The 12,570-nt window shown below is 66.3% G+C and carries 12 protein-coding genes; 4 read left to right on the top strand and 8 right to left on the bottom strand.

The window, feature by feature from the left end; genetic code table 11:
* Positions 1 to 204: 204 nt before the first annotated feature.
* Positions 205 to 2,181 (top strand): sigma-54-dependent Fis family transcriptional regulator, encoded by a 1,977-nt coding sequence (locus QOL82_RS03685; RefSeq protein ID WP_283440895.1) that lies wholly within the window; start codon positions 205 to 207, stop codon positions 2,179 to 2,181.
* A gap of 12 nt (positions 2,182 to 2,193) precedes the next feature.
* On the opposite strand, the gene QOL82_RS03680 is transcribed toward QOL82_RS03685, so the two are convergent.
* From QOL82_RS03680 to thdT, 5 genes are all read right to left on the bottom strand, one after another.
* Entirely contained in the window at positions 2,194 to 3,228 is a 1,035-nt protein-coding gene (locus tag QOL82_RS03680) for an ATP-grasp domain-containing protein (RefSeq protein WP_283440894.1), read from the bottom strand.
* Positions 3,229 to 3,282: 54 nt separating this feature from the next.
* A complete protein-coding gene (locus QOL82_RS03675) occupies positions 3,283 to 3,993 on the bottom strand; it encodes a hypothetical protein (RefSeq protein ID WP_283440893.1) in 711 nt (236 codons plus the stop codon).
* An 81-nt stretch (positions 3,994 to 4,074) separates the two neighbouring features.
* Entirely contained in the window at positions 4,075 to 4,971 is an 897-nt protein-coding gene (locus QOL82_RS03670; RefSeq protein ID WP_283440892.1) for a quinoprotein dehydrogenase-associated putative ABC transporter substrate-binding protein, read from the bottom strand.
* Between the two features lie 3 nt (positions 4,972 to 4,974).
* Positions 4,975 to 5,400 (bottom strand): c-type cytochrome, encoded by a 426-nt coding sequence (locus QOL82_RS03665; protein ID WP_283440891.1) that lies wholly within the window; start codon positions 5,398 to 5,400, stop codon positions 4,975 to 4,977.
* 105 nt (positions 5,401 to 5,505) lie between these two features.
* The gene (gene thdT / locus QOL82_RS03660) at positions 5,506 to 7,317 is read right to left on the bottom strand and encodes a thiol dehydrotransferase (RefSeq protein WP_283440890.1); all 1,812 of its coding nucleotides are present in this window, start codon (positions 7,315 to 7,317) and stop codon (positions 5,506 to 5,508) included.
* Positions 7,318 to 7,692: 375 nt separating this feature from the next.
* On the opposite strand from thdT, the gene QOL82_RS03655 reads away from it, so the two are divergent.
* Positions 7,693 to 8,649, top strand: a complete 957-nt coding sequence (locus QOL82_RS03655) for a quinoprotein relay system zinc metallohydrolase 2 (RefSeq protein ID WP_283440889.1) — start codon at positions 7,693 to 7,695, stop codon at positions 8,647 to 8,649.
* Positions 8,649 to 9,539, top strand: coding sequence for a quinoprotein dehydrogenase-associated SoxYZ-like carrier (locus tag QOL82_RS03650; RefSeq protein WP_283440888.1), 891 nt, complete (start codon positions 8,649 to 8,651; stop codon positions 9,537 to 9,539). Before QOL82_RS03655 ends, QOL82_RS03650 begins: the two co-directional genes overlap by 1 nt.
* Before the next feature lie 34 nt (positions 9,540 to 9,573).
* Here the strand turns inward: QOL82_RS03650 and QOL82_RS03645 are convergent, their stop codons facing one another.
* Both QOL82_RS03645 and QOL82_RS03640 read right to left on the bottom strand, forming a co-directional pair.
* Positions 9,574 to 10,143, bottom strand: coding sequence for a DUF3280 domain-containing protein (locus QOL82_RS03645; RefSeq protein ID WP_283440887.1), 570 nt, complete (start codon positions 10,141 to 10,143; stop codon positions 9,574 to 9,576).
* Complete coding sequence (locus tag QOL82_RS03640) at positions 10,140 to 10,484, bottom strand: hypothetical protein (RefSeq protein WP_283440886.1); 345 nt, start codon at positions 10,482 to 10,484, stop codon at positions 10,140 to 10,142. The genes QOL82_RS03645 and QOL82_RS03640 overlap by 4 nt, the downstream gene beginning before the upstream one ends.
* Positions 10,485 to 10,593: 109 nt before the next feature.
* Between QOL82_RS03640 and QOL82_RS03635 the strand changes: the two genes are divergently transcribed.
* Entirely contained in the window at positions 10,594 to 11,547 is a 954-nt protein-coding gene (locus QOL82_RS03635) for an MBL fold metallo-hydrolase (protein ID WP_283440885.1), read from the top strand.
* A gap of 46 nt (positions 11,548 to 11,593) precedes the next feature.
* Here QOL82_RS03635 and QOL82_RS03630 read toward each other — a convergent pair whose 3' ends face one another.
* A complete protein-coding gene (locus QOL82_RS03630) occupies positions 11,594 to 12,505 on the bottom strand; it encodes a LysR family transcriptional regulator (protein WP_283440884.1) in 912 nt (303 codons plus the stop codon).
* Positions 12,506 to 12,570: the final 65 nt, after the last annotated feature.

Genomic DNA, 12,570 nt, shown 5'->3' with positions numbered 1-12,570 from the left:
TATAACGCTCTTCTGTCGGAATCCGTTTACTTATTCAGCGCAGCCCTAAGCTCTCACCCAGCCGGTCACAGAACAAAGCCAACAGGATCGGACCGTTGCAAGCTTATTAATAGCAAAATTGCAGCAAAAACCGGGCCACCAGAGCGCGGGCACTGTCAGAGGAATCATAAAAAGGGCTGAACAATCAGCTTAAGGAGACCAGACATGCTCACCAGCAATCATCACTGCAGCCGGATCAAGGCTGCCGTCGAAAACATCTCGGTCGCGGCGCTGTCGGCGCCCGGCTACATCACGGACTCCTGGATACGGTGCATGCGCGACTACGCGCTCGATTCGAGCATCGTGTACGAGCCCTATATCGTCGAGCGGGTCGAGCTGCAGGAACGGCAGGCAAAGCTGGCGCATGTGCTGAGCGCGGCCAAGGGCGAGATGGCCAACCTGTTCCAGCAGATTGCCGGGTCCGGCTACGCGATCATGCTCACCGACGCCGACGGCGTGCTGATGAACTTCTTCGGCGACCCCGGCTTTACCCATGCCGCGTCCAAGACCGGCATGATGCCGGGCGCAGTCTGGTCGGAGCGCTACCAGGGAACCAACGGCATGGGCACGGCGCTGCTGGAGAAGCGGCCGACCATGGTGCAGCAGTACGATCATTTCCTGTTCCGCAATACCGGCCTGATCTGCGCCGCCGCCCCGATCTTCGACGCCAACGGCGATGTGCTCGCGGTGCTGGATGCGTCCGGCGAGACCCATCTCGCGCCCAAGCACGTGCTGGACCTCGTCAACATGTCGGTGCACACGATAGAGAACCGGATATTCCTCGACACCTACGCCGGCCAGCGCTTCATCCATTTCCACAGCCGCGCGGAATTCGTCGGCACGCCGAGCGCGGGCATCCTGGTCATGGATGAGAGCGACACGGTGATGGCCGCCACGCGCAACGCGCTGCTGCAGCTGGGCGTGGCGGCGCAGGAAGTGGTCGGGCATGCGCTGGAAGAATTCCTCAACGTGTCCTTCGAATCGCTGGTCCGCGACACCAGCAAGCTCGGCCGCCCGGTGGCGCCGGTGTTCGACTCGCGCTTCGGCCGCCGCTTCTTCGCCTATGCGACCGCGCCCAGCCAGCCCAGGCTGCACCTGTGCGGCCAGCCGGCACGCGACGCCGACGCCGACAGCGAAGGCCGCACGCCGCTGCAGCAGCTGCAGGTCGGCCCCGATGCGGCGATGAGCCACAACGTGCAGGCCGCGACCCGTGTGATGAACCGCGACGTGGCCATCCTGCTGTGCGGCGAGACCGGCACCGGCAAGGAACTGTTCGCCAAGGCTATCCACATGTCCGGCCCGCGCGCGCAGCAGGCCTTCGTCGCGATCAATTGCTCGTCGATACCGGAGTCGCTGATCGAAAGCGAATTGTTCGGCTACAAGCCCGGCGCATTCACCGGGGCCAGCAAGGAAGGACAGCGCGGCAAGTTTTTCCAGGCGAACGGCGGGACGCTGTTCCTCGATGAAATCGGCGACATGCCGCTGCACCTGCAGGCGCGGCTGCTGCGGGTGCTGGAGGAACGGGAGGTGGTGCCGCTGGGCGGCGAGACGCCTGTCAGCATCGATATACGCGTCATCAGCGCCACGCATTGCGACCTGATGGAAAAGATAGAGCGGCACGAGTTCCGGGAAGACCTCTACTACCGGCTGCAGGGGCTGACGCTGACCATGCCGCCGCTGCGCGAGCGGGGCGACCGCCGGCAGCTGATCGCGCACCTGCTCTCGCGCGAGCAGGCCGGGTGCGGGCCGCTGTCGATGACGCCCGAGCTGCTCGCAGTGCTCGACCAGTACCGGTGGCCGGGCAACATACGCCAGCTGCGCAATGTGCTGCGCACCATGGTCGCGCTGCGCAACGCCGATGTGCTGGACGTCGAGGACCTGCCGCCGGAGATCCGCAAAAGCAGTCCGCAGCCGCCAATGCCCGCATCGGCGCACCGCGGCGAAGGCGAGAGCTGCCTGAATCCCTTGAAGCAGGCGGAGCGGGAGGCGCTGCTGCAGGTGCTGGAGCAGGCGCGCTGGAACATCAGCACGGTCGCGCGGCAGCTGGGCGTGGGCCGCAACACGCTGTACCGCAAGCTGGACCGGCTCGAGATCCATCTGCCCGACAGCAAGAAGCCGGCCAATGCGCACGGCCTTGCCTGACCTTGCGCCGCGCTAGCCAGCCGCATTGCGGTGCCGGCTCTCGGGCGGTTCCGGAAACGGGCTGATATCGATGCTGACGGGCTTGATGCGCCGCGCTTCCAGCGGCGCGCAGGATTTGCCCAGCAACAGCTCCAGCAGCAGCTGCGCCGGGTTATGGCCGGTCGACTGCCGCAGCGCCGCGTGCGCCATCGTCACCCGCGGATTCACCTCGAGCACCACCGGCCCGTCCTCGGTCATGATGAAGTCGATGCCGACGCAGCCCCAGAGTCCGGGCAGCGCCCCGATCACCCGTTCCGCCAGCGCCCTGCACTGCCGCTGCTGTTCGCGCACCCCGTTGACCGTGCTGCCCATGTAATGCAGCTGATTGTCGAACACGGCCATGCGCTGCTCGTTCACGCTCATCAGCAGCACCTGCTCGTCGGCGCACACCATCGACATGCTGCGGTGCGCGCCGCGGAGGTAGGGCTGCATCACGTACCGGCCGCCGTCCCGCTCGCCGGTCGCCAGGCGGGCGGCGTCGCAGTCGGCATAGATCCGGGTTTCGCTGCAACCGGCGCCGTCATCCGGCTTGACGACCCAGGCGCTGGCGCCGGCAGGCAGCGCGTCATGCAGCAGGAAGGTGTCGACGACCGCGATGCCGGCCGCCTTCAGCACGCGCGCGGTCTCGTGCTTGCTCGCGGCCACGCTGACCGCGTCCGGCCGCGAGCCGAGCAGCAGGCTGCCGCAGCCTAGGATGTGGCGCGACGCCAGTTCCAGCATGCCGTACGATTCAGGTACGACCGGCCACACCGCGTCGGCATCGGCGATGCAGGCGCCGACGGTTTCCGCCGCGCGTTCCGGCGCGCACGGAATGACGCGCACCGCGTCCGGCAGCTGCAGCCGCGCCAGGCCGGGAGCGCGCAGCAGCGTGACCTCGACGCCCGGCAGCCGGCACAGGTCGCCCAGCACGCCGAGCAGCGGGCGGTCGGCATGGAACCCGGCGCACGACAGCATGCCGCCTCCGGCGCCATATCGCGCGGTGTGATGATCGAAGGCCAGTATCTTCACGGTGCCTCGTCATAGGGTGACTGATGCGCGCGGCGCGAGGCAGGCGGCCGACGCTCACGGTCCGCCGCTCGCGCCGGCCAGCGTCATCGTCTCCTCGACCTGCGCGGCGCTGGCCTTGGGCTCGCCGGGCACGGTGGATTTCAATTCGTAGACGGCGCCCGGAATCTCGTCGCTCAGCAGGAAGACGTAATTCTTGCCGACGTACTTCTGCATCTTCTCGCGCATCGGATCGTTCAGGTAAGGCTGGATCGCGATCTTCCTGCCCTGCACCTGGCGCCCGTCATAGGCCAGCGAGACCGGCTCCACGCTCGCCGCCTCGGCCAACGCGATCCGTATGCGCTTGCGGAAGTAATTGGTCGAGCCGCCGGTCAGGCGCTTCATTTCCGCGATGTCCCGCTCCAGGAAACCCAGCAGGGCCGGATTGCCTTCCGCGCTGCTGAGCGGCGGCAGCGCCACCTGCCGCTCGCCGCTCAGGAATTTTGCCGTCACGGCGATGCCGCCGTCGCTGTTCCGGGCGCCGACGTCGACCTGGACGGCGTCGCTGAAGCCGGCGCCGTCCTTCTCCTTGTGCACGTAGCGATAGCGCAGCGCCTGCGGGCCGGTCAGGTTGCGCAGGTGGTTGGACTGGAACAGGAGCTTCTCGGCCTGCGAGACTTCCTGGGCGAGCGCCGGCGGCACGCAGGCCAGCATCGAAGCGCACAGCAAGGCCGCGGAGGCGACGTGCCGGCGGCGCTGCGCTTTGCGGGAAACTGAATTGCTCATCATCGGGCGTCCATTGCGAAAGATTGAACATCCGGCGGCTTCGCCTGCCCGGCCGGGTTCCAGGGGACGGCCGCGTATCTCCGTCTAGTCTTCCTTGACCGGCAGGGACGGCACGCCGTACTCATCGAGCAGCGCCTTGATTTCCGGACCGCTGGCGGCGATCAGGCCGTCGATGCGGTCGCGCAGCGCCTTGTCGCCGTGCCGCACCGCCATGGCGATGCTGAAATCGTATTTCAGCCCGCTGCTGTCCGGCATGAACGGCACCACGGCGATCGGCCTGGCGGTCGACTGCTTCGCGAAATAGCCGACGATCGGCCCCCATGCCATCGCGACGTCGACCGTGCCGTTGACCAGGTCGCGATCAATGATCTGGCCCGGATACTGGTCGGGGTCGCCGGTCTGGTGCTGGTAAGGCACCATCTGGTCGATCAGCCCGTTCCGCAGAAGCCAGTCCACGGCCGGCGACTTCGAGAACGCGCCTATCTTCAGCTTGCGCAGCACGGCCGGGTCGAGTTTCAGCAGGTCTTCCGGCGTCTGCACGCTGTCGAGGCCGCGCCCCTTCACATAGGCCAGCGCATAGGTCGAACGGTAGTACGGCCTGGTCGTCAACCCGAGCTCGAAGCCGGTCGCCACGCCGGTGATCAGGTCGCACTTGTAGTGGTCGGTGTCGGGCACCTTGGCCCGCAGCGTGTTGCGGACGAAGCCGATGCGCTGCGGATACCAGGTGTGCTCGAGCTTCCAGCCCAGCTTGTCGGCGAACAGCGCGGCGATCCGGTTTTCCAGGCCGCGGCCGTCGCGGCTGGAGAATGGCAGGTTGTTCGGATCCTGGCAGACGCGCAGCACCTTGGCGCCGCCGTCGTCCTGCGCCTGCGCGCCCTGCATGAAGGCCGCCGCAGCCGCCAGCGCGGCCGCCTGCAGCAGGCTCCCCAGCCGGATGCGGATGCGGCCGCCGCCTTTAATGCCGTTCTCGGCGAAGGACATGATTCATTTCTCCATGCTCTCGACACGGCCCGGCTTGATCGCGCCATCCGACCGGCCTTTCAGGTAGGCATAGAGATTGTCGATGTTCTCGACCACCTGCTGCGAGCCGCTGAAGTTGGGCATGCCCTTGTCGATGCGCCCCTGCAGCACCGTGGTCTTGAACTGTTCCTTGGTGAGCACCTTCAGGCTGTCCACCAGCGACGGGCCGACCATGCCTTCCTGGTTGGCGCCGTGGCAGCGCTCGCAGGCCATCGCGCGCCATGTCCTCCATCCCTTCAGCGTGAGGCCGTCGACCTTGTTGCCGTCCACGACCGTATAGATCTTGCCGCCGGCGGGCGCGTCCTGCGCCTTGGCTGCGTTGTCGGCGGCCTGGGCGCTGCATCCAAGGCCCCACAGGAATGCTGCAATTATCGTGATGCTTCCTCTCATCAGAGTCTCCTCGCGATCATGTGCCGGCGCCGGGACGCAGCATCCCGAAGCCGGTTCTACCCCGCTGTTCGTGCATGTGCGGGACGGGCTCCTTTCATGCCGGGGTCAGGACTTGCCCGGCAGCGCGAACACCATCAGCGTGCCGCCCAGCTCGGTGTACTTCGCCAGGTCCTTGTAGCCGCCGACTGCGCCCAGGCCCTCGTTGTCCTTCGACAGGCCGGCCGCCATGCCGATGCCGGCCCAGCCGCCTATGCCCGAGAGCACGCCGACGTACTGCTTGCCCTTGTATTCCCAGGTGGTGACATTGCCGATGATGCCGGACGGGGTCTTGAACTTCCACAGCTCCTTGCCCTGGTTGTCGACAGCCTTGATATAGCCTTCCAGCGTGCCGTAGAAGTTCACGTCGCCGGCCGTGGACAGCGCGCCGCTCCATACCGAGAACCGCTCCGGCTTGGACCAGACGATCTTGCCGGTGCCGGCATCCCAGGCGATGAAGTTGCCCATGCCGCCATGGCTGTTCGGCGCAGGATACATCGACAGCGTCGCGCCGACGAAGGGCTGGCCCGCGGTGTAGTCGACCTGGTACGGCTCATAGTCCATGCAGACATGGTTGGTCGGCACATAGAACAGGCCGGTCTTCGGCGAATACGATGCCGGCTGCTGGTCCTTGGTGCCAAGCGCCGCCGGGCACACGCCCTTGGTGTTGACGTCCGCGCCGTTCTGGCCGGTGCTGTACTTGGCCTGGACCACCGGGCGGCCAGTCTTCATGTCGACATGGCTGGCCCAGTTCACCACCGGGTCGAACTTCTCCGCCACCAGCAGTTCGCCGCTGACCCGGTCCATCGTGTAGGCGAAGCCGTTGCGGTCGAAATGCACCAGCGCCTTGCGCGGCTTGCCCTTGACCTTGATGTCGGCCAGGATCATTTCATTGACGCCGTCGAAGTCCCATTCGTCGTGCGGCGTCATCTGGTACACCCACTTCGCCATGCCGGAGTCGAGGTCGCGGGCGAAGATGGTCATCGACCACTTGTTGTCGCCGGGCCGCTGCGCCGGATTCCAGGTGCTGGGATTGCCGGTGCCGTAGTAGACCAGGTTGACTGCCGGGTCATAGCTGTACCAGCCCCAGGTGGTGCCGCCGCCGATCTTCCACTGGTCTCCCTTCCAGGTCTTGATCGACGAGTCCTTGCCGACCGGCGCCATCTTGCCGTCGGTCCAGGTCATCGTCTTGTCCGGGTCGATCAGCATTTCGGCATCGGGGCCGGTGCTGTAGCCCTTCCACACTTCCTTGCCGGTTTTCAGGTCGTAGGCGGTCATGCGGCCGCGCACGCCGAACTCGCCGCCGCTGATGCCGGTCAGGACCTTGTCCTTGAACACGTGCGGCGTGTTGGTGTTGGTCTCGCCGATCTTGGCGTCGCCATTCTTGACCTTCCAGACTTCCTTGCCGGTCGCCATGTCGAGCGCGACCATCGTGGTGTCGGCCTGCTGCAGGATGATCTTGCCGTCGCCAAAGGCCAGGCCGCGGTTGACGGTGTCGCAGCACATGACCGGGATCACCGCCGGGTCCTGCTTCGGCTCGTACTTCCACTTGATGCTCTGGTCCTCCAGGTTAAGGGCGAAGACCTTGTTCGGGAACGGGCTATGGACATACATGGTGTCGCCGATGACCAGCGGCCCGCCCTCATGGCCGCGCAGCACGCCGGTCGAGAAGGTCCATGCGACCTGGAGGTTCTTGACGTTGCCCTTGTTGATCTGGCTTAGCGTGCTGTAACGATGGTTGGCGTCGTTACCCGCCTGCATCGCCCAGTTCTTCGGGCTTTTCATTGCCTGCTGCAGGGCTTCGTCAGCCAGCGCAGTTCCGGTGACGGTCAGCACACCCGCCATTACCAGCAAATGCTTGAGTCTTAAATCTGAAACCATGGCTGTCTCCTGTCGTTTTCAAATCGCTGCATCAACGTTGCGGTCAATTCGGCCATTCATTCGTGATCCTGTGCATCTCCCAGCAGGAAACCATGTAGCAGTTAGCATGCCAGTCGCGCCGGCGGCCCGGAGCGCTTGCGCCAAGGGGCAGAAGCCTGGCCGACGCCGGCATTTGCGTCGTGGACATGTCCCCGGAAATGAACAGGCCGCCGTGCGCCTTGTTCCGATTTCGTATCAATGACCGCGCGTCGGCGGCATAGGCCGAACGCGCGCCGCTGGCATGCGGCTTGCAGCCCTTGTCCGGTTACGCCACCGTCCGCTGCGGCGGCGCTTGCATCACGCATGTCGATGCACGATGGAAAGGAAGCGCTCCTCATGAACATGTGCGGCATCCTGCGCCCTATCCTGATGCTGCTGCCGGCGATGCTTGGCGTCGGCGGCGGCAGCATGGCTGTCGCCGACGCCGGGCATGCCGCGCTGCCGGTGCGCGAGCTTGCGCCCGGCCTGTTCTTCCACCAGGGCCTGCAGCAGGAAATGAACGCCGGCAACCAGGGCGCGATCGCCAACAGCGGCTTCATCGTCGGCAGGCGCTGCGTCGCCGTCATCGACACCGGCGGCAGCCTGGCGAACGGCCAGCGGCTGCGCATGGCGATACGGCAGAAGACCAGCCTGCCGGTCTGCTACGTGATCAACACCCATATGCATCCGGACCACGTGTTCGGCAATGCCGCGTTCGCGCCCGATGCCCCGGTCTTCATCGGCCATGCGCATCTCGCCGCCGCGATGCTTGCGCGCAAGGCGGTGTATCGGAAGTCGCTGGCGGCCCGGCTGGGCGACGAGGCCGCGTCGGCATCGGCGATGATCACGCCCGGCAAAACGGTGGAATCGACGCTGTCGATCGACCTTGGCGACAGGCTGCTGCAGCTGCGCGCATGGCCGACCGCGCACACCGACAACGATGTCACCGTGCTGGACAGCCGGAGCGGCGCCCTGTGGCTGGGCGACCTGCTGTTCGAGGGCCGCGTGCCGGCGCTGGACGGCAGCCTCAAGGGCTGGCTGGCGGCCATGGACACGCTGCGCGGACAGCCGGTGCGGCTGGCCATCCCGGGCCACGGCGCGCCCGCCGCCGCGTGGCCGGATGCGCTGCGTCACCAGGAACGCTACCTGCAGGCATTGCTGCATGACGTGCGCCAGGCGATCCGCGACAGGAAGACGCTGGACCAGGCGGTTGCCGACGCCGCACAGGCGGAACGGCCGAACTGGCTGCTGTTCGACGACTACCATCCGCGCAACGTGACTGCCGCCTATACGGAACTCGAATGGGAAAACTGATGAGCAATGATCCGAACCCGGAACGGCACGGCATGACGATTACGCGTCCCGCGTTTTCCTTGCTTCCGGCGCTGCGCAGGATCGCGGCGCATGCGTGCGCGGCAGCCTGCGTCGTGCTTGCAGCCGCCGCGGCCACGACGGCCGCGGCCGCCGACAACTGGTCGCGGATCCGGCCCGGCCTGTTCCAGGACCGGGCCATTGCCGAGGACAAGGGACAGCTGCTCGAACTCATCACGCCGGTCCGCGCGGAGGACGCCGCGGTCGTGCCGGTTGCGATCCACGCCCGGCCGCCGCAGGACCGCGGGCTCACCGTCAGGCGGCTGTACCTGATCATCGACAACAACCCGGCGCCGCTCGCGGCGGTGTTCAACCTGACGTCCGACCTGGGCCAGGCCGACATCGAAACCCGGGTCAGGGTCGAGGAATACACCAGCATCCGCGTCGTGGCCGAACTGAGCGATGGCAGCCTGCATATGACCAGCCGTTTCGTCAAGGCATCCGGCGGCTGCTCGGCGCCTGCGGGCAAGGACCCGGCCGCGGCGGCAGCCGGACTGGGCAGGATGAAGCTCACGCTGGAGCGCACGCCGCAGCTGAACCAGCCGCTGCTGGCGCAGCTGATGATCCGGCACCCGAATTCGTCCGGCCTGGCGATGGACCAGGTGTCCCGCCTCTACGCGCCGCCGCACTACGTCCGGCATATCGACGTCGCCTATAACGGCAGGCCGGTCATGAGCGCGGACACCGACATCTCGATCAGCGAAAACCCGAACTTCCGTTTTTCCTTTGTGCCGAGGCAGGAGGGAACGCTGACGGTCGACGCGGTGGACTCCAACGACCTGACGTTCAAGGCGGCGATACAGGTGAGGCCGGGCGAAATCAACACGAACTGAGCGGCGAACCGAACGATGTTGCCGGCAGGCCGGCTCAGCGGTTCCCCTGGTGCGCTTCCTCCATGCCGCGCGCCAGGTAACGCACGCCGCGCAGCCAGCTGGCGTCGGTATTGCCGCGTATGTCCACCGACCTCGCCAGCACGATCTCGCCCGAGCGGACATCGCGGATCTGGATGTTGATGTTGAGGATCAGGTTGCTGACCTTCTGCACCCATCCGGTCAGCGTGCGGTCGGCGCCGAGCGCCTTGCCGATGTCGACGTCGCAGCCGTTGCAGTCATACAGCTTGAAGCGGCCGCCCAGGTCCGAAATCAGCGCAGCGGCCGGCTGGCTGTCCAGGACCTTGTACAGGTGACGCTCGGCGAATTCCTCGCGCAGCGTCCGGGAGATCATCTGCAGGCGCTCGCGCTGGGCGGCGTCGGATGCATGGTCCAGTCCGGTGTCGATCAGTTCGAAATCGAGCAGCACGATGGTTTTCAGCGGCGTTGCCGCCGATGGCGGGGATGGCGATGATGGCGAGGCCGCCGCCGCGGCAGGCGGCAGCAGCAGGCCCAGCGCCATCACCAGCGCGCAAGCCGCCAGCCATGCCGCCCTTGCCCGCATCATTTGACGAAGCAGGCTTCGTTCGCCTGCTGCTGCACGTTCTTGTACTTCCTGGCCATGCTGCGCATTTCTGGCGGATCGCAGAATTCCGCGCCGCGTTCGCCGCTGAGCGACTGGTTGCGCAGCGCGGTGGATGCTTCCAGGTAGTCGTTGTACTTCAGCTGCTGGGCAATCCGGTCCACCGCGCATGAACACTTGTAAAGGTACTCGTGCTTGCCGTCATGGTCCTTCATGCATTCCAGCACATACTCCATCCGCGACTGGGTCGGGAAGTCGTTTGCCGCGGAGATGCCGGGCACAAGGATTGCAAGGGCCCACACTGCAATGGGTAGTGAAATCTTCATCGGGTCTCCTGTTGGTCAAGCATCGGCCGCGCCGGCGCATGTCGCGCATGTCGGGCTCATCGCCCGCGTTGCCTGCATCGCCATCGCGGATGAACCGGAATCGTTCCGCATGACATCTGTTCTAGCAAGATTGCTGCCATCCCTTGCCTGGCTGCTGAACCTGGTTGTCGCCGCCGGCATCGCGCGCGCTGCGGGTGTTCCGAAACCGGAGCAGATTGCGCCGGATGTGTACGCGGTCATCGGCGCCACCGGGCAGGCCGCGCCCGCCAACCGCGGCGTGGTCGGCAATGCCGGCATCCTGGTCGGCACGGAGGGCGTGATCCTCATCGACACCGGGACCAGCGCCAGGCAGGCGCGCCAGCTGCTGGACGACCTGCGCCGGATCACGTCCAAGCCGGTCGTGCTGGCCATCAACACCCACCAGAATCCGGCTTTCCTGTTCGGCAACGGCATGCTGCGCAACGCAGGCGTGCCCATCATCGCGCACCAGGAAACCGACGCGCTGATCGCCGCGCGCTGCATGCGCTGCCTGAAGCTGCTCAACGACACGCTGGGCGCGGAGGAAATGAGAGACACCGAGGTGGTGCGCCCGACCCTGACCGTGTCGCAGTCGACCACTATCACCGCCGGCGGCAGGACCATCGACCTGCTCTACTACGGACCGACTTCCGCGCCGGGCTCCATCGCGGTGTACGACCGCCGCAGCCGGACACTGTTCGGCGGCGGCCTGGTGTCGCTCGATCGCATACCGGATGCGAGGGACGCCGACCTCGGCCAATGGCGCGCGGCGCTGTCCAGCCTGACGGCGCTGGGCGCGGAACTCATCGTCCCGGGCGAAGGGCCGGTCAGCGTGCCGTCGCGGCTGGCGGAGCTGGATGCCTACCTGGCGCTGCTGGGACCGGCGGTGGCGGCCGCCTACGACCGGCGCGTCAGCCTCGGCGAAGCGGCGGCCGCCGCGCCGGTGCCGGCCTACCGCCACTGGGTGCAGTACGACAACATGCACGCGAAGAACGTCGAGCAGCTCTACCTGCGGCTGGAACGGAACGCGCTCGATGCGCCGTGAGCAGGCGCAGCCCTTTGCCGATGCAGACTTAGAGTCACGCTCAGGCTCAGGCCCAGGCGCGTATCAGCGGGCCGCCTTCCTCGATCAGGAAATGCTTCAACGCATCCGCGGCCGGCGACAACCGCTTCGCGCTCAGGTGCGTCACGTGCCAGTGGCGTATGACCGGCAGGCCGACGATGTCGACCAGCGCGAGATGCCCGGCCGCAAGCTCGTTGCGCACGGTCCGCAGCGACAGGAAGGACATGCCCATGCCGGCCATCACTGCCTGCTTGATGGTCTCGTTGCTGGGCATTTCCATCACGATCTCGGGCCTGATGCCGTGTTCCGCGAACAGGCCCTCCATCGCGCTGCGCGTGCCGGAACCCGGTTCGCGCACCACGAACTGCTGTCCCTGCAGCACCGAGATCGCCGCTCCCCGGCGGCGCGACAGCGGATGGTTGGGCGCGCAGATGACGCCCATCGGATTGGTGGCGAATTCCGTCGAGGAGCAGTCGATGCCCTCGGGCGCACGGCCCATGATGATCAGGTCGACCTCGTTGCGGGCCAGCAGCTTCATGATGCTTTCCCGGTTATGGATCTGCAGCGAGAACTCGATCTCCGGGAACATCGCGCGAAAGCGCACCAGCAGCATGGGCATGAAGTATTTCGCCGTGCTGACCACGGCCAGGTCGACCCTGCCCTGCTTCAGCCCGCGATGCCCGGCCACCAGGTCGTCGAGCTCCTTGAGGCGCGCAATGGCGGCCGCCGCGCACTGTTCGACCTCCACGCCGGCCGCCGTCAGCCGCACCTGCCGGCCCACCGTCTCCAGCAGCGGCACGCCGAGGCCGTCCTCGAGCTGGCGCAGCTGCATCGACACCGCCGGCTGCGTCACGTGCAGCTTCTCGGCGGCGCGCGAGACCGAGCCGCAGCGCACGACTTCGAGAAACGTATCGAGTTGCCTCAAGGTATAGCGGCGCATGGCAATCCGTTTTCGGCTAATGCCTATCAGCTTTTCCTGATGCTGGGCCAATAAAGGCTTATTAG

This window comes from Noviherbaspirillum suwonense, from assembly GCF_900182955.1.
Lineage (GTDB): Bacteria > Pseudomonadota > Gammaproteobacteria > Burkholderiales > Burkholderiaceae_D > Noviherbaspirillum_A > Noviherbaspirillum_A suwonense.
Note: the sequence above shows the minus strand (reverse complement) of the source record. Positions and strands in the feature narration are given on the sequence as shown.